The 16,655-nt window shown below is 74.1% G+C and carries 16 protein-coding genes; 6 read left to right on the top strand and 10 right to left on the bottom strand.

What is annotated here, in order from left to right; genetic code table 11:
* Nucleotides 1-5: 5 nt before the first annotated feature.
* Genes BLQ67_RS12160 through BLQ67_RS12135 form a run of 6 tightly spaced genes read right to left on the bottom strand, consistent with a single transcriptional unit; the run spans nucleotide 6 to nucleotide 5,676 of the window.
* Nucleotides 6-1,385, bottom strand: a complete 1,380-nt coding sequence (locus BLQ67_RS12160) for an LCP family protein (protein ID WP_231945043.1) — start codon at nucleotides 1,383-1,385, stop codon at nucleotides 6-8.
* Nucleotides 1,382-1,921 carry a 5-(carboxyamino)imidazole ribonucleotide mutase gene (gene purE / locus BLQ67_RS12155; RefSeq protein WP_092505423.1) on the bottom strand — a complete coding sequence of 180 codons (540 nt, stop codon included), beginning with the start codon at nucleotides 1,919-1,921 and terminating at the stop codon, nucleotides 1,382-1,384. The genes BLQ67_RS12160 and purE overlap by 4 nt, the downstream gene beginning before the upstream one ends.
* 40 nt (nucleotides 1,922-1,961) lie before the next feature.
* The gene (locus tag BLQ67_RS12150) at nucleotides 1,962-3,080 is read right to left on the bottom strand and encodes a 5-(carboxyamino)imidazole ribonucleotide synthase (RefSeq protein ID WP_092505421.1); all 1,119 of its coding nucleotides are present in this window, start codon (nucleotides 3,078-3,080) and stop codon (nucleotides 1,962-1,964) included.
* The gene (locus tag BLQ67_RS12145) at nucleotides 3,077-4,423 is read right to left on the bottom strand and encodes a UDP-glucose dehydrogenase family protein (RefSeq protein ID WP_092505419.1); all 1,347 of its coding nucleotides are present in this window, start codon (nucleotides 4,421-4,423) and stop codon (nucleotides 3,077-3,079) included. Before BLQ67_RS12145 ends, BLQ67_RS12150 begins: the two co-directional genes overlap by 4 nt.
* The gene (locus tag BLQ67_RS12140; protein ID WP_092505417.1) at nucleotides 4,420-4,932 is read right to left on the bottom strand and encodes a PH domain-containing protein; all 513 of its coding nucleotides are present in this window, start codon (nucleotides 4,930-4,932) and stop codon (nucleotides 4,420-4,422) included. The genes BLQ67_RS12145 and BLQ67_RS12140 overlap by 4 nt, the downstream gene beginning before the upstream one ends.
* 18 nt (nucleotides 4,933-4,950) lie before the next feature.
* The gene (locus BLQ67_RS12135; protein WP_092505415.1) at nucleotides 4,951-5,676 is read right to left on the bottom strand and encodes a biotin--[acetyl-CoA-carboxylase] ligase; all 726 of its coding nucleotides are present in this window, start codon (nucleotides 5,674-5,676) and stop codon (nucleotides 4,951-4,953) included.
* A 144-nt stretch (nucleotides 5,677-5,820) separates the two neighbouring features.
* Here BLQ67_RS12135 and BLQ67_RS12130 point away from each other — a divergent pair, with 144 nt between their 5' ends.
* From BLQ67_RS12130 to BLQ67_RS12120, 3 genes are all read left to right on the top strand, one after another.
* Nucleotides 5,821-7,404, top strand: coding sequence for an acyl-CoA carboxylase subunit beta (locus BLQ67_RS12130; RefSeq protein ID WP_092505413.1), 1,584 nt, complete (start codon nucleotides 5,821-5,823; stop codon nucleotides 7,402-7,404).
* Between the two features lie 61 nt (nucleotides 7,405-7,465).
* The gene (locus BLQ67_RS12125) at nucleotides 7,466-7,687 is read left to right on the top strand and encodes a hypothetical protein (RefSeq protein ID WP_092505411.1); all 222 of its coding nucleotides are present in this window, start codon (nucleotides 7,466-7,468) and stop codon (nucleotides 7,685-7,687) included.
* A 14-nt stretch (nucleotides 7,688-7,701) separates the two neighbouring features.
* A complete protein-coding gene (locus tag BLQ67_RS12120; protein ID WP_172802322.1) occupies nucleotides 7,702-8,661 on the top strand; it encodes a DNA topoisomerase IB in 960 nt (319 codons plus the stop codon).
* Between the two features lie 9 nt (nucleotides 8,662-8,670).
* Here the strand turns inward: BLQ67_RS12120 and BLQ67_RS12115 are convergent, their stop codons facing one another.
* From BLQ67_RS12115 to BLQ67_RS12105, 3 genes are read right to left on the bottom strand one after another with little or no spacing between them, the layout of a single operon-like run.
* The gene (locus BLQ67_RS12115) at nucleotides 8,671-9,504 is read right to left on the bottom strand and encodes a hypothetical protein (protein ID WP_092505407.1); all 834 of its coding nucleotides are present in this window, start codon (nucleotides 9,502-9,504) and stop codon (nucleotides 8,671-8,673) included.
* A 49-nt stretch (nucleotides 9,505-9,553) separates the two neighbouring features.
* A complete protein-coding gene (locus BLQ67_RS12110; RefSeq protein WP_172802321.1) occupies nucleotides 9,554-10,798 on the bottom strand; it encodes a class I SAM-dependent RNA methyltransferase in 1,245 nt (414 codons plus the stop codon).
* A 27-nt stretch (nucleotides 10,799-10,825) separates the two neighbouring features.
* Nucleotides 10,826-12,253: a dihydrolipoyl dehydrogenase family protein gene (locus tag BLQ67_RS12105; protein ID WP_092505405.1), complete on the bottom strand. Its 1,428-nt coding sequence runs from the start codon at nucleotides 12,251-12,253 to the stop codon at nucleotides 10,826-10,828.
* Between the two features lie 63 nt (nucleotides 12,254-12,316).
* On the opposite strand from BLQ67_RS12105, the gene BLQ67_RS12100 reads away from it, so the two are divergent.
* The gene (locus tag BLQ67_RS12100; protein ID WP_172802320.1) at nucleotides 12,317-12,952 is read left to right on the top strand and encodes a Maf family protein; all 636 of its coding nucleotides are present in this window, start codon (nucleotides 12,317-12,319) and stop codon (nucleotides 12,950-12,952) included.
* A 15-nt stretch (nucleotides 12,953-12,967) separates the two neighbouring features.
* Here the strand turns inward: BLQ67_RS12100 and BLQ67_RS12095 are convergent, their stop codons facing one another.
* A complete protein-coding gene (locus BLQ67_RS12095; protein ID WP_172802319.1) occupies nucleotides 12,968-14,242 on the bottom strand; it encodes a cell wall-binding repeat-containing protein in 1,275 nt (424 codons plus the stop codon).
* A 136-nt stretch (nucleotides 14,243-14,378) separates the two neighbouring features.
* On the opposite strand from BLQ67_RS12095, the gene BLQ67_RS12090 reads away from it, so the two are divergent.
* Together BLQ67_RS12090 and BLQ67_RS12085 are read left to right on the top strand one after the other, a co-directional pair.
* Complete coding sequence (locus tag BLQ67_RS12090) at nucleotides 14,379-15,866, top strand: ABC transporter permease (RefSeq protein ID WP_092505401.1); 1,488 nt, start codon at nucleotides 14,379-14,381, stop codon at nucleotides 15,864-15,866.
* 38 nt (nucleotides 15,867-15,904) lie between these two features.
* Nucleotides 15,905-16,654 (top strand): ABC transporter ATP-binding protein, encoded by a 750-nt coding sequence (locus BLQ67_RS12085; RefSeq protein ID WP_092505399.1) that lies wholly within the window; start codon nucleotides 15,905-15,907, stop codon nucleotides 16,652-16,654.
* Nucleotide 16,655 lies beyond the last annotated feature (1 nt).

The raw sequence follows: 16,655 nt of genomic DNA, 5'->3' as shown, positions 1-16,655 counted from the left end.
CGACGCTACGGCGTCGGCGACGGGCTCGGATCGTCGACGGTCGCGGCCGTCGCGATCGCCTCGGCCACCATGGCGTGCACGGCCGGGAAGTCGGGGTCGTACGTCACGACCTGCGGTGGCACGAGCTCGAGGTTCGTGATCGGCAGCGTGCGCGTGCGCTCGGCGAGGTCGGTGAGCGTGCCGATCATCGACTGCGGGATGTCGGTCTGCACGAGGTCCTGGCCGGCCGTCGACAGCGCGGCGTACTGCGTGAGCAGCGTCTGCGGCGTGAACTGGGCGATGACGGCCTCCTGCACGACGCGCTGCCGCTCCATGCGCTCGTAGTCGTTCGCACCCGCGCGACTGCGGGCGTACCAGAGCGCGTGGTAGCCGTCGAGCCTCACGCCCTGTCCCGCGCGGATCCACTCCTCGACGGGGCCGCCCTCGATGGCGATCGGCACGTCGTAGGGGATGTCGATCGTGATGCCGCCGAGCGCGTCGACGAGGTCGTCGAAGCCCTGCATGTCGACGATGACGAAGAACTGGATGGGGATGCCCGTCGCGCCCTCGACCGCCTCGCGCGTCGCCTCGATACCGGGGCTCGAGCCCTCCGCCTCCGCGTCGGGGAACAGCTCGGGGTTGCTCTCGCCGTACGTGTACGCGGCGTTGATGTAGCAGAACGCGGGGTCGCCGTCGGCGCAGATGAAGCCGTCCGGGTACTGCGACGCCATGATCGAGCCCTCGGGGAACGGCACGCGCTCCAGGTTGCGGGGCACGCCGATCATCGTCGCGGCGCCCGTCTCGGCGTTCACCGACACGACGGTGATGGAGTCGGGGCGCAGGCCGACGCGGTCGGCGCCGGCGTCGCCACCGAGCAGCATGAACGTGTACTGGCCGTCGATGGGTTCGACGGTCGGGCCGCCGAACGCGAAGACGCTCGACACGAGCCCGCGGCCGGCGTCGAGCAGCGTGCCACCGTATGCGGCCGCGCCCGCGGGCACGACGGTGACGACGACCGCGAGCGCCGCGATGGCGGCGCGGATGCGCGGCGTCGCCTTCGTGATGCGCGCGATGCGCAGGGTGTCGAGCCCGAGCACGAGCCACAGCACGGCGTAGGCGAACGCGAGCACCTCGAGCACGAGCAGGCCGACGGCGTTCAGGACGATGGTCTGCACGAAGACGTCCGCGACGAGCCAGAGGATGCCGCCGACGACGAGCAGCGCCAGCAGCACGAGCGTCGCGACGATGCCGACGCGGCCCAGCCTCTTGTTGCCGGCGAGCACCTGCGCGCTGCCTGGCAGCAGGAAGCCGGCGACGACGAGCCACCAGGCGCGCCGCGTCATGAGCTGCTCGGATCCGGCGTCGGGCGTCCGCAGCGACGCCCTCGGAGCGAGCAGCACCGTCATGCGCGCTCCTCGCCCTGGCCGACGCGCTCCTGCAGCGCCTGCGCCTTGCGCTCGACGGCCTCCTCGAGGCTCGCGGCGAACGCGTCGAGGCGTGCGGCGACGTCGGCGTCGGTCGTGCCGAGGATGCGCGCGGCGAGCAGGCCCGCGTTGCGGGCGCCGCCGATGGAGACGGTCGCGACCGGGATGCCCGCGGGCATCTGCACGATGGAGAGCAGCGAGTCGAGGCCGTCGAGGCGCTCGAGCGGCACGGGCACGCCGATGACCGGCAGACGCGTCATCGACGCGACCATGCCGGGCAGGTGGGCGGCGCCGCCTGCACCCGCGATGATGACCCGCACGCCGCGGTCTGCTGCCGCGCGCGCGAACGTCGTCATCTTGTCGGGCGTGCGATGCGCCGAGACGACGTCGACCTCGTAGGCGATGCCGAGCTCGTCGAGCGCGGTCGCCGCATCCTGCATCACCCGCCAGTCCGAGTCGGACCCCATGATGACGCTCACCTGCACTGCCACGGAGTACAGGGTAGGCGCGTCGCCCATGGACGGCGTGTGCGCGCGCGGCGTGCCGCGCGTCAGCGGGTCACTCGAAGGTCGCCGCGGCAGCCCTCGCCTGGTAGACGACCTCGTCGAGCTCGTCGCCGACGACCGTCACGTGGCCGACCTTGCGGCCGGGCCGCGCGGTCTTGGAGTACGAGTGCACCTTGGCGCTCGGCTGCGCCGCGAGCGCCTTGGCGTAGCGCGCCTCCATGCGGCCCTCGGCAGGGCCGCCGATGACGTTGATCATGACGGCGGCTGGCGCGAGCATGGCGCTCGAGCCGAGCGGCAGGTCGAGCACGGCGCGCAGGTGCTGCTCGAACTGGCTCGTGATCGAGCCGTCGATCGACCAGTGGCCCGAGTTGTGAGGACGCATCGCGAGCTCGTTGACGAGCAGGCGGCCGTCCTCGGTCTCGAACAGCTCGACCGCGAGGGCACCGGTGACGTCGAGGCCCTCGGCGATGCGCACCGCCATGTCCTCGGCGACCGCGCCCATGCGGCCCGCGTGCGGCGCGGGCACGACGACCTCGGCGCAGATGCCGTCGCGCTGCACGGTCTGCGCGAGCGGCCACGCGACGATCTCGCCCGAGGGGCGGCGCGCGACCTGCTGCGCGAGCTCGCGGCGGAACGCGACGAGCTCCTCGGCGAGCAGCTGCGGGCCGCCGTCGGCGGCACCCTGCAGCCAGTCGGCGACGTCGTCGATCCCGCGCACGACGCGCACGCCCTTCCCGTCGTAGCCGCCCGTCGCCGTCTTCACGATCGCGGCGCCGCCGTGCTCGTCGAGGAACGCCTGCAGCTCGTCGGCCGTGTCGATCGGCGCCCAGTCGGGCTGCGCGACGCCGAGCTCGGCCATGCGCTGGCGCATCTGGCGCTTGTCCTGCGCGAAGCGCAGCGCATGCGGCCCCGGGTGCACGGCGACGCCCGCATCCACGAGCTGCTGCAGCACGTCCTGCGGCACGTGCTCGTGGTCGAACGTCACGACGTCGACGTCCTTCGCGAACGCAAGCACCGTCTCGGCGTCGCGGTAGTCGCCCACGGCGGTCGCGGCGAGCGCCGCCGACATGCCCTCGGACTCCGCGAGCACGCGCAGCTCGACGCCGAGCGCCACGGCGGGAGGGATCATCATGCGGGCCAGCTGCCCGCCTCCGACGACGCCGACGATCATGCGGTTGCCTCCTGGTGCGATGCGGTGGTGACGGGGTCGCGGTCGGGCCTGCCGATCGCGACGACCCGGAATCCTGCGGCGCTCCACGCGTCGCGGTCGAGCACGTTGCGACCGTCGACGACGACCCGCGCGGCCGTGCGGGTCGCGACGTCGGCGGGGTCGAGGTCGCGGAACTCGCGCCACTCGGTGCCGAGCGCGACGACGGATGCGTCGGCGAGGGCGGCGTCGAGCGAGTCGGCGATGCGCAGCTCGGGCGCGCGACGGGCGGCGGGCGCGGACGCCTCGGGGTCGTAGGCGACGACGTCGTGCGTCGCGGCGAGGCGCATCGCGACCTCGAGCGCCGCGGAGTCGCGCACGTCGTCGCTGTCGGGCTTGAACGCGAGGCCCAGCATCGCGACCGATCCCCCACCCGCGGCGACGAGCTCGCGCTCGACGAGCGCGACCATGCGGTCGCGGCGGCGCTGGTTCACGCGGTCGACCTCGTCGAGGAAGCCGAGCGCCTCGTCGGCGCCGAGCTCGATCGAGCGGGCGCGGAACGCGCGGATGTCCTTCGGCAGGCAGCCGCCGCCGAACCCGATGCCCGAGTTGAGGAAGCGGCGTCCGATGCGCGCGTCGATGCCGATCGCATCCGCGAGCTGCACGACGTCGGCGCCCGATGCCTCCGCCACCTCGGCGATGGCGTTGATGAACGAGATCTTCGTCGCGAGGAACGCGTTCGCGCTCACCTTCACGAGCTCGGCGGTCGCGTAGTCGGTGACGATGCGCGGGGTGTCGCGCTCGAGGATCGACGCGTACACGGCGTCGAGGGCGGCGACGGACGCATCGTCGCCGTCGCGCACGCCGTAGACGAGCCGGTCGGGCGCGAGGGTGTCGGTGACGGCGAGGCCCTCGCGCAGGAACTCGGGGTTCCACGCGAGGCGTGCGCCCGTCGGCTCGACGATCGCGGCGAGCCGCTCGGCCGTGCCGACCGGCACCGTCGACTTGCCGACGACGAGCATGCCCTCGCGCAGGTGCGGCACGAGCGCCGCGACGGCCGCGTCGACGTACGTGAGGTCGGCGGCGTTCGAGCCCGGCTGCTGCGGCGTGCCGACGCACACGAACCACACGTCGGCGTCCACGCCTGCCGCGTCGGTCTGGAAGCGCAGCGTGCCCGCGTCGAGCGCGCCGCGCAGCATGGCGTCGAGGCCCGGCTCGAAGAACGGCGCCGAGCCCGCGGCGAGCGCCTCGACCTTCGCGGCGTCGACGTCGATCCCGACGGTGTCGAAGCCGAGGGAGGCCATGCCTGCGGCGTGCACGGCGCCGAGGTAGCCGCAGCCGACGACGGCGATGCGGGGAGCGGTCATGCGAGGTCCTCCAGTCGTGGTGCGGAGTCGACGCGGAACGCGTCCTCCGTCCTGGGCATGCCGGGCGTCGTCGCCACGAGATCGGTGAGGGTGCGCTGCACGAGCGACGCGCTCGGCACGTCGGCGAGCGTGACGGGCTGCTCGCCGCCCGTCGACAGCAGCACGTCGCCCGAGCCGAGCACCGCCTGCAGGCCCTGCCGGCGCAGCGTGACGTCGTGGATGCGCGACAGCGGCACGTCGCGCTTCGAGCCGCCGAACGCGCTGCGCACGATGACGCGGCGCGACGTCACGACGACACGTCTCGAGAGCCACGCGAGCGTCGGCACGAGGCACAGCACGACGACGAGCACGAGCGCGAGCGTCCACACGACGAGATCCCACAGCGGCCACGCGACGCGACCGAGCGCGAACGTCGTGCCGAAGGCGATGCCGCACAGCAGCAGCGCGGGCAGCACGAGGGCCCTGCCGTGCGACCGCAGGCGCACGACGACGCGCTCCGGATCGCTCATGGCACCATCCTCGCAGCCTCAGCGCACGTGCGTGACGTCACCCGCCGACACCCGCTCGACGCGGCCGTCGACGTCGACGTCGAGCTCGCCGGCCGGCCCGAGGCCCGTGACGGTGCCGACGAGCGTGCGGTCGCCGGGCAGCAGCACGCGCACGTGCTCGCCGATCGTCGCGCAGCGCGCCGCGATGCGCGCGTGCAGGTCGGCGTCGTCGAGGTCGGCGGCGCCCTGGATGCCGCGCAGCACGCCCGCGAGCACGGCGTCCGCCAGCGCATCCGCGTCGCCCTCGGCGCCCGCGATGCGCAGCGACGTCGCGCGATCGGTCGGCAGCTCGTGCGGCTCGAGCACGAGGTTCACGCCCACGCCGACGATCACGGCGTCGCCGCGGCGCTCGCAGAGGATGCCCGCGACCTTCCTGCCGTCGACGAGCACGTCGTTCGGCCACTTCACGCCCACGGTCGCGGCCGGCACGAGCGGGTCGATCGCCTCGGCGAGCGCGAGGCCCACGGCGAGCGGCAGCCAGCCCCACGCATCCGCCGACGCCGACGGGCGCACGACGATGCTCGCCGCGAGGCAGCGGCCCGCGGGCGCGACCCACTCGCGGCCCAGACGGCCGCGGCCGGCGCGCTGGTCGAGCGTCGCCCACGTGCTGAGCGGCGGGGCCGCGGCGTCGACGACGTCGAAGGTGCTGCCCACCGACGACAGGGCCGTCACGGGGGCGATGGCGCGCGCGGACTCGAAGGGCACGCGCCCAACCGTACCCGCGACGCGCACGCGCGCGAGGCGCTGCGCACGCGCACGCGGGGCGTTGGAGGAATCCACGACGGATCGGGCGAAGACGTCGTGGGATGCCACCAGGGCTGGGCATCCACCGCCGTCTAGGGTGGACGGGTGACCAACGCCGAATCGACGACCGCAGGCCGCATCGAGCAGCTCCGACAGCGCAACGAGGAGACGATCGTCGCCAAGGAGCGCGCCGCCCGCGAGCGCCAGCACTCCAAGGGCAAGCAGTCCGCTCGCGAGCGCATCGAGACGTTCGTCGACCCGGGCACGTTCGTCGAGTTCGACGCCTACGTGCGCCACCGCACGACCGCGTTCGGCATGGACGAGAAGCGCCCGTACGGCGACGCCGTCGTGACGGGCATCGCGACGGTGCACGGCCGCCGCATCGCCGTGTACTCGCAGGACTTCACGACGTTCGGCGGCTCGCTCGGCGAGGTCGCCGGCGAGAAGATCGTGAAGATCATGGACTACGCGACCCGCGTGGGCGTGCCCATCGTCGGCATGCTCGACTCGGGCGGCGCGCGCATCCAGGAGGGCGTCGTCGCCCTGGGCAAGTACGGCGAGATCTTCAAGCGCACGACCGCCGCGTCCGGCGTCATCCCGCAGATCTCCATCGTCATGGGCCCCGCGGCCGGTGGCGCCGTCTACGGCCCCGCGCTCACCGACTTCGTCGTCATGGTCGACAAGACGAGCCACATGTTCGTCACGGGCCCCGACGTCATCAAGACCGTCACGGGCGAGGAGGTCGGCTTCGAGGAGCTCGGCGGCGGCCTCACCCACAACTCCATCTCGGGCGTCAGCCACTACCTCGCAGCAGACGAGGCGGATGCGCTCGACTACGTGCGCGCGCTGCTCGCGTTCCTGCCCGACAACAACCAGTCGGAGGTGCCCGCGTACGACCACCAGGCGCACCGCGTGGTCAACGACCTCGACCAGACGCTCAACCGCGTCATCCCCGACTCGCCCAACCAGCCGTACGACGTGCTCGACATCATCGAGGTGCTCGTCGACGACCGCGAGTTCCTCGAGGTGCAGCCGCTCTACGCGCCGAACATCGTCATCGGCTTCGGTCGCCTCGAGGGCCGCACGATCGGCATCATCGCCAACCAGCCGAAGCAGATGGCCGGCACGCTCAACATCGAGGCCGGCGAGAAGGCCGCACGCTTCGTGCGCTTCTGCGACTCGTTCTCGATCCCGATCCTCACGCTCGTCGACGTGCCCGGCTACCTGCCCGGCACCGACCAGGAGTGGACGGGCGTCATCCGCCGCGGCGCGAAGCTTATCTACGCGTACGCGGAGGCGACGGTGCCGATGGTGACGGTCATCACGCGCAAGGCCTACGGCGGCGCGTACATCGTCATGGGCTCGAAGCAGCTCGGCGCCGACATCAACATCGCGTGGCCGACCGCCGAGATCGCCGTCATGGGCGGCCAGGGCGCCGTGAACATCCTCTACCGCTCGGAGATCAAGCAGGCCGAGGAGGAGGGCCGCGACGTCGCCGCCGTGCGCCAGCAGCTCGCGAACGACTACACGTACAACGTGACGAGCCCGTTCCTCGCGGCCGAGCGCGGCGAGATCGACGGCATCATCGAGCCGGCCGAGACCCGCGTGGCCATCACGAAGGCCTTCCGCGCGCTGCGCACGAAGAAGGTCGCGCGCCCCGAGCGCAAGCACGGCAACATCCCCCTGTGATGCTGCGGACGACGGGCGCAACCCCTCGCGCCGCACGCGCGACGATCGGGATGGTGGACGCATGACCGAGACGTGGAAGCCGGAGCCCGGCGAGACCGACATGGTGGTGCTGCAGGGCTCGCCGACGGCCGAGGAGCAGGCCGCCATCCACGCCGTGCTCGCGGAGCTCGGCACCGAATGGGCGCAGACGAAGCACCGCAAGGTGCTCGACGCGCCGACGGGCTGGATCGCGGGCACGCGCCCGGGCGACGGCTCGCTCGCATCCACCTCGTCGGGCGTCTGAGCGGTACGACGCCCGTGCCTCGGCTGCGGCGCGCGCATCCCGGCGACGACCCGGGCATCCGCCGACGGCGGGCCGGCAAGGGTTGGACGTTCACGCACGACTCCGGACGCAAGGTCTCGGCCGCCGATCGCGATCGCGCGGCGGCGCTCGTGCTGCCGCCTGCATGGACCGACGTGTGGATCGCGGCCGACCCGCTCGCGCACATCCAGGCGACGGGCGTCGACGACGCGGGCCGCACGCAGTACCGGTACCACGACGACTGGTCGGCGAAGCGCGACCGGGTGAAGTTCGAGCGGGCGCTCGACCTCGCCGAGGCGCTGCCGGCCGCCCGCCGACGCATCACGTCGGAGCTCGGCGCCGACGGGCTGCCGCGCGAGCGCGTGCTGGCCGCGGCGATGCGCCTGCTCGACGTCGTCGCGATCCGCGCGGGCGGCGACGCCTACGCCGAGGACAACGGCAGCCGCGGCCTCATGACGCTGCTCGTGCGGCACGCGTCGGTCGACGGCGACGCCGTGCGCCTGCGCTTCCCCGCCAAGTCGGGCCAGAAGTTCGACGTGACGGTCGAGGATGCGCCGCTCGCGGCGTGCATCGCCGAGCTCTCGTCGCGGTCGGCTCGGTCGCGCCTGTTCGCGTGGGACGACGCCGGCACGCGGCGCGCGCTGCGCGACAGCGACCTCAACGCGGCCGTGAAGGAGGCGACGGGCGGCGAGTTCACGGCGAAGGACTTCCGCACGCTGCACGGCACGATCGTCGCCGCCGACTCGCTCGCCCGCGCCCGCGACGTCGGCACGCAGCGCGAGCGCGCGAAGGCCGCGCGGCAGGCGGTCGTCGACACGTCGGAGGCGCTCGGCAACACCCCGAGCGTCGCGAAGGCGTCGTACATCGACCCCGAGGTGTTCGAGCGCTTCGAGGCCGGCGAGGTCGTCGCCCTGCGCGGCGCGCGCGAGCGGGCGCTCCTGGCGTTGCTGCGCTGAGCCGCGCCGTCAGTCGAGGGCGTCGCGTGCCTCGGCGGCGCGTCCCTCGGCCCCGCTGACGCGGCGCTCGGCGTCCGCACGATCGTCGGCCGCCGCGCGCTCGTCGGCCCGGGCGGCGTCGAGCTCGTGCCCGAGCCGGGCGACGTCGCGCTGCAGCTCGGCGATGCGCTGCTCGAGGTGCTCGGCACGCTCGCGGGCCGTCGACTCGGCGGACTCGGCGCGGTGCAGCGCGCGGGCGGCGGCCGTCGCCTCCTGCTCGGCATCGCGAGCCGCACGCTCCGCCGCCTTGCGCGCGCGGCGCTCGGCGACCTCGTCGCGACTGGCTCGCGGTGCGCGCGGTGGCGGCGCTCCCCCGGCCAGCGCGCCATCGAGGTCGACGCCTTCGAGTCCCACGGCCTCGAGCGCGCGCACGAGCCTGCCGCTCGCGACCGCCTGCCCCGCATCCGCATCGAGCATCGCGGCCGTGAGGGTGCGATCGACGTCCTCGCGAGCCGCGGCGCTCACGCGGACGCCGGCCGCCTCTGCGACGGCGACGGCCTCGGCCACGAGCCGACCGACGAGCTGGCGGCGCTGCGCCGACAGCGCGCGCAGCTCGGCGCCGTCGAGGTCGTCCTGCGCATCGCGGAGCGATGCAGCGAGCTCGAGCATGCGCTCCACGTCGTCGGCCCGGTCGCGCGCGAGCGCATCCACGGCCCAGGCCGCGACCGTCGGGCGCCGGAGCGCAGCGATGCCGCGCGCGAGCTCGCGATCGGGCTCAGCCTTCGCGCGCGCATCCCGCGCTGCGGTGAACGCCCCGGGCGGCGTCGCGAGCAGCTCGGCGGCGATGGCGTCGAGGTCGGTCACGCGCCCATCCTCCCGCCGAGGCATCCGCGGCGGAACCCAGCAGGCGTCGTCAGCCGCGCGTGAAGCGGGCGACGCACTCCACGTGGTGCGTGTGCGGGAAGAGGTCGAACGCCTCGAGCGGGCCCAGGTCGTAGCCGCCGTCGACGAGCAGGCGCGCGTCGCGCGCGAACGCCACGGGGTCGCACGCGACGTAGACGATCTGCTGCGGTGCGAGCTCCACGAGCGACGCGATGGTCTCGCCGCCCGCGCCGGCGCGCGGCGGGTCGAGCACGACCGTCGCGGCGCGCAGCCGGTCGCGCTCGCTGGCCGACGCATCCTGGATCGCGTCGCGCAGGAAGCGGTCGACCTTCGCCGTGATCGCCATGGCACCGAGCCACTCGGCGAGGTTCTCGCTCGCGTGGTCGGTCGCGACCTCGTCGGACTCGACGCTCATCATGCGCGCCTGCGGGCCCAGCACGTCGCCGAGCGCCGTCGCGAGCAGGCCGACGCCGCCGTACAGGTCGAGGTTCGCAGCCTTCGGGTCGATGCGGTCGACGTCGATCGCGCGACGCACGGCGTCGACGAGCACGCCCGGCGCCTCGCGGTGCACCTGCCAGAAGCCGGAGCGGTCGACGCGCAGCTCGCGGTCGCCCACGCGCTCGAGGATCGTGTCGGTGCGACCGCGCACGGGGTCGCCCTCGGTGGCGATGACGTCGACGGAGCCGTCGGCGCGCTGCACGTAGTCGACGCTCGACGCACCCGGCAGGCGCATGTCGAGCTGCGCCTGGTCCTGGATGGCGTCGGTGGCGAGCGGCAGGGTCTCGACGGGCACGACCGTGTGGCTGCGCGCGGCGAACGGGCCCTGGCGGCCCTGCTCGTCGACGTGCAGCGTCACGCGGGTGCGCCAGCCGAGGCCGCCGCGGCCGTCGTCGCCCGGCGCCGCCTGCACGCGCACGTCGCGCTCGATGCGGCCCGTGCGGCGCAGCGCATCCTCGATCACGCGCTGCTTCAGCGCACGCTGCGCCGCGAGGCGCACGTGGCCGAGCTCGGCACCGCCGGCGCGGCGCTCGGGCGCGCGCTCGATGCTCGCCTCGGGCCACACGTGCTCGACGCGGTCGGGCGACGCCTCGAGCACCTCGAGCGTCTCGCCGCGGCCGAACGACTTCCTGAGGTCGGTGACGCGCACGCGCACCGTCTCCCCCGGCAGGGTGTCGGGCACGAAGAGCACGCGGCCCTCGTTCCTGCCGACGAAGACGCCGCCGTGGGCGACGTTGTCGATCGTGAGGGCGAGCTCGTCTCCGCGCTGGATGGGCATCCCCCGAGTCTCCCACGCGGCGGGCGCTCAGTCCGCGCGTCGCTGCCTGCGCAGGTCCTCGACGACCCGCAGCCAGATCTCGCTCGCCGTCGGATACGCCGGCACGGCATGCCACAGGCGCGGGATGGGCACGCGCGCCGCGACCGCGACCGTCGCGGCGTGCAGCAGCTCGGCGACGCCGTGGCCGACGAGCGTGACGCCCACGAGCACGTCGCGGTCGGCGTCGACGATCGCGATCACCGTGCCGCCGGCGTCGTCGCGCGCGAGCGACGTGCCCGCGACGGCGAGGTCGATCGCGACGCGCTCGACGCGGATGCCCGCATCCTCGGCCTCCGCCTGCGTGATCCCGACCGCGGCGACCTCGGGATCCGTGAAGACGACCTGCGTCAGCGGATCCTCGTCGACGCCCACGACGTCGTGCGCGTGCCCGCCGTCGGCGATGCGGCCGATGACCTCGCCCGCGATGCGCGCCTCGTGCTTGCCCATGTGCGTCAGCTGCCAGCGGCCCGCGACGTCGCCGGCCGCGTACAGCCAGCCGTCGACGCCCGCGACGCGCTGCCTGCCGTCGACCGCGACCGCGTCGAGGCCCACGGTCTCGAGCCCGAGGTCGCCGGTCGCGGGGCGCCGGCCCGTGGCGACGAGGATCTCGTCGGTCGTCACGTCGACGCCGTCGATCGTCGTCGTCACGGCGCCGCCGTGCACGTGGCCCGTGCCGGTCGCCGCGGGTGCCTCGCGGCGCACGCGCTGCACGTCGGCATGCAGGCGCACGTCGACGCCCGCATCCCGCAGCCCCTGCTCCACCGCGGCAGCGGCCTCGGGCTCGAGCCGCGCGAGCAGCCCGCCGCGCGCGGCGAGCGTCACGTGCGCGCCGAGCGCCGCGAGCCACGTCGCCGCCTCGCACGCCACGACGCCGCCGCCCACGACGAGGATCGAGCCCGGCACCTCGTGCATCGCGGTCGCGTCGCGCGAGCCCCACGGCAGCGCATCCGCGAGCCCGTCGATCGGCGGCTCCGCCGGCACGGATCCCGTGGCGAGCACGACCGCGTGGCGCGCGACGAGCGTGCGATCGCCGACGACGACCGTGCGCTCCCCCGCGAGCCGCGCGCGACCGCGCACGACCTCGATGCCCACGCCCTCCGCCCACGCGACCTGGCCGGCGTCGTCCCAGCCCGACGTGAACGCGTCGCGGCGCGCGAGCACCGCATCGACGTCGAGCGGCGCCTGCTCCCCGAGGCCCGGCATGTGCTGCGCGAGCGACCGCACCGCCGCCGGCACGAGCAGCGCCTTCGACGGCATGCACGCCCAGTACGAGCACTCGCCGCCCACGAGCTCGGCCTCGACGAGCGCCGCCGTGCGATCGGAGCCCTGGATGGCGTACTGCGCCGCGTTCTCGCCGACCGGCCCACCGCCGATCACGATGACGTCGTGCGTGGGCTCGGATGCGGAGGCTGCCATGCGCTCACGCTACGAGCAGGCGGGTCGCCGGCGCGACCGGTTGCGCGGCTAGCCTGGCTGGCGATGCGCTTCCACCTCGCCTCCACCTCCCCCGCCCGCCTCATGCTCATGCGGCAGGCCGGCATCGAGCCCGTGCTGCTCGCGAGCGAGGTCGACGAGGACCTCGCCGTCGAGGCGTGGGAGGCCGAGCACGGGCCCGCGACGACGACGCAGGTCGTGCAGCTGCTCGCGCGCGCCAAGGCGGAGGCCGTGCTGGGCCGCGAGCCCGAGGGACGGGCGATGACGGGGCTGCTGTTCGGCGGCGACTCGGCGCTCGAGCTCGACGGGCAGACGCTCGGCAAGCCGCACACGCCCGAGCGCGCCCGCGAGCGCTGGCTCGCGCAGCGCGGCCGCGAGGCCGTGCTGCACTCGGGCCACTGGCTCATCCGCGTCGACGAGGGCCGCGTCGTCGGCGCCGTCGGCGCCACCGTCGGCGCCCGCCTGCGCTTCGCCGACCTCGCCGACGACGAGATCGACGCCTACGTCGCCACGGGCGAGCCGCTCGAGGTCGCCGGCGCCTTCACGATCGACTCGCTCGGCTCCGCGTTCATCGACGAGATCCACGGCGATCCGTCGACGGTCATCGGCATGAGCATCCCCACCGTGCGCCGCATGGCCCGCGAGCTCGGCGTCGCCTGGCAGGAGCTCTGGAACCGCTGAGTCCGCGCTGCTCCGCTAGCAGGTGGTGGTGCGCACAGACTCCGAGAGCGTCTGAGGTCCTCCAAGGAGCACGAGCGCACCGACCGATCGCCGCTCGACCACCGCGCGCACCGATGCGGGCATGCACGTCGGCTCCGACAGCACGAGGGATGAGCCCGAGGCCACGGCCAGCATGCTTCCCGTGAGCGCGTCGGGGAAGTTCCTGCCGGTCGCGACGACGGCGTATGGGCTCGAACCCGGGCTGATGGTCGCGATGTGCGCGTTGAGCGCCGCGTTCGTCGCGTAGCGGTCGGCACCGGCGAACCGTTGCACGCGCACGTGCATCGCGCGGAGCTCGGCCTCGATGCCCGCACTCACGCTCGGCGCGCCGCCGACGATCGTGATCTGCTCGGTCACGCCCTGAGCGAGGAGGTCGTAGAGGTCGTCCGGCAGCCGAGACGCGCTGCCCGGAACGAGGATGATGGGCGCGCCCTGCGTCGCCGCCCACGTGCCGGCCGTCACGGCGTCAGGGTAGTTCTCGCCCGTCACCACCACGACATGCCGCCATGTCGACCGCATCCGATCGGGCGGCCCCATCTCCTCGGCGACGGCCATCGACGTCGCGTACCGGTTGGCGCCGGCGATCCGAGTGCACTCCGTGATGCCGAGCGCACGGACCTGCTCGCACAGCGCGTCCGAGAGTCGGTCGGGGCCGCCGATGAGCCGCACACGCTGCACGTCTGCTGCGACGAGCTGCTCCGCCGCCGAGGCCGACAGCCGGTCACGGTCCGAGAGCAGCAGCATCGACCTGGGGTTGCCTGCCACCGCCGCCGCCGAGAGCGCATCGGGGAAGCTCGTGCCGCTCGCGATGTACGCCGTGGCAGGCGTGCAGTCGGCGCCGCGGGATGCCGAGGCGATCTGGGCGGCGGTCGAGAAGCGGTCGACGCCACCGACCCGTGCGTCGCCGACCATGACGGGGACGTCGGCGGTCGCGGAGACGGTGGCGCCCTGGAACAGACGGACGGTCACTCGATGCTCGCCGGACGTCAGGCCATCGAAGACGACGGGCTCACCAGCGCTCCGCTGCACGATGCCGTCGAGCTCGTACTCTCGCGGGTATCCCGCCGACCCGGGCTGGAGCGTCACCGACGAGGCCGAGACCGCCTCGACGTACGTGCCCATGCCGTAGCAGATGCGCCGGTCGGCCTGGGCCGTGGCGGCTGGCGCGGGTGCGGGTGCGACGAGCCCACCGAGGACCATCGCGGCGACAGCGACGAGGAACGCGGCGGAGCGGCGGGAGGGACTGCGCATTGGGCGAGCATAGAGGATTGCTCGACTTCGCACCTGCGACACGCGACACGATGACGCCAGTCGAAGTGCGCGCTCTTGGCGTTCGTGAATGCGCGCCATGGACCACGCCCGATGACGCGCACCTAGCGTCCGAGGCATGCTCCTCACGTACCTCCGCCGCGAGCTCTCGACTCGTCGCAGGCAGACCATCACCGTCGCGATCGGCATGGCCGTCGCCGTCGCCCTCGTCATCGTCGTCTCGGCGCTGAGCGCCGGCTTCCGCAGCGCCCAGGCCGACGCCCTCGACGGCGTCTACGGCGTCGGCACCGACCTCGCCGTCACCGCCACCCCCGCGGGCCCCGGATCCGGCGAGCCCGGCGAGGGCGGACCGGGCTTCTCGTTCGACGACGGCGCGGGCACCACCGACGCCGACGGCACGACGACGCTCGAGTCGGAGGTGCTCTCGGTCTCCCGCGGCACCGGCACGCTCGACGCCTCCACGGTCGACACCGTCGCCGCGACCGACGGCGTCGCAGCCGCCACCGGCGTGCTCTCGCTCGAGGCGACGTCGTTCTCGGGGCAGATCATGCAGCCGCCGACCGACGTCGGCACGGGCACGACCGACGGCACGACCGCCGAGGGCACCGCGCCCACCGGCATGCCCGAGGCGCCCGCGGGCGGCGAGGGATTCGGACCGTCGAGCTTCGACGTCGCCTCCACGACCGTCGACGGCGTCGACCCCGCCGCCACGCTCGGCCCGCTCACCGCCACGACCCTCGTCGACGGCCGCCTGCTCGAGGCGTCCGACGCAGGCGCGCTCGTCGCCGTCGTCAGCGACACGTACGCCTCGACCGAGGAGGTCGCCGTCGGCGACACCATCGCGCTCGCCGGCTCGGACCTCGAGGTCGTCGGCATCGTCACCGCGTCCGGTGGCGCCTCGTCGACCTCCGCCGACGTCACGATCCCGCTCGACGTCGCCCAGTCGCTCTCGAGCCAGGAGGGCCTCGTCACGAGCGTCGTCGTGCAGGCCACCGACGCCGGTGCCATCTCGGGCCTCGCGACCGACCTGCAGCAGGCACTGCCCGACGCGACCGTGTCGACGCAGGAGGAGCTCGCCTCCACCGTCTCCGGCTCGCTGCAGTCGGCGTCGTCGCTCATGGCGACGCTCGGCCTGTGGCTCGCCGTGATCGTGCTCGCCGTCGCCTTCGCGCTCGCCGCGCTCTTCACGGTGCAGTCGGTCACGCGCCGCACCCGCGAGCTCGGCACCCTCAAGGCCATCGGATGGTCGAATGCGCGCATCGTGCGCCAGATCGCCGCCGAGTCGCTCGCGCAGGGCCTCATCGGCGCCGTCGGCGGCGCGATCCTCGGCGTCGCCGCATGCCTCGTCGTCACCGCCATCGCCCCCGAGCCCACGCTCGCCGGCGCGACCGACCCCGCGACGCAGGGCGGACCCGGCGGCATGGGCGGCATGCCCGACGGCCTCGGCGCCGCCGCGCAGGCCATCGCGCTGCAGGCCCCCGTGAGCCTCGCGATCGTCGCGGGCGCCATCGGCCTCGCCGCGCTCGGCAGCGTGCTCGCCGGCCTCGTCGGCGGCTGGCGCGCCGCGCGCCTCCAGCCCGCCGTCGCCCTGCGCAGCGTGCACTGACCCGTCCACCGACCCACCACGACCTCCAGGAGGACGCCATGACCCTCACCGGCTCCACGCCCATCATCACCACCGCGAGCGACGCCCGCCGCGCCGCCGGCTACGCCCTCGCAGGCCTCACCCGCACCTACCGTGCGACGGGCGCCAAGCGCCACGACGTGCAGGCGCTGCGCGGCATCGACCTGCAGATCGACGCCGGCGAGTACGTCGCCATCCAGGGACCGACGGGCGGCGGCAAGTCCACGCTCATGCTGCTGCTCGGCGGGCTCGACGCCCCCACGTCGGGCACCGTGCGGCTCGGCGAGCTCGCGCTGTCGGGCGCGAACGGCGCACGCCTCGCCAAGGCGCGCGCCGAGCGCATCGGCTTCGTGTTCCAGGCTGCCAACCTCATCCCCACGCTCACGGCGCAGGAGAACGTCGAGACGGCGCTCGTGCCGCTCGGCGTCCCCGCCGCCGAGCGTGCGGAGCGGGCGCGGGCGACGCTCGAGCAGGTCGGCCTCGGCGACCGCGCCGATCACCTGCCCACCGAGCTCTCGGGCGGCCAGCAGCAGCGCGTCGCCATCGCCCGCGCCATCGTGAAGCGACCCAGCGTGCTGCTCGCCGACGAGCCGACCGGCGCCCTCGACGAGTCGACGCGCGACGAGATCATCGGCCTGCTCGAGCGCCTGCGCGCCGAGCACGACGTCACGCTCGTGCTCGTGACGCACGACCGGGCGCTCGCCGAGCGCGCCGACCGCCGCGTGCGCGTGGCCGAGGGCCGCATCGCCGACGACGTGCGCCGCGGCTGAC

Source organism: Agrococcus jejuensis (genome assembly GCF_900099705.1).
GTDB classification, from domain to species: Bacteria; Actinomycetota; Actinomycetes; order Actinomycetales; family Microbacteriaceae; genus Agrococcus; species Agrococcus jejuensis.
This window is presented reverse-complemented; position numbering and strand designations above follow the sequence as displayed.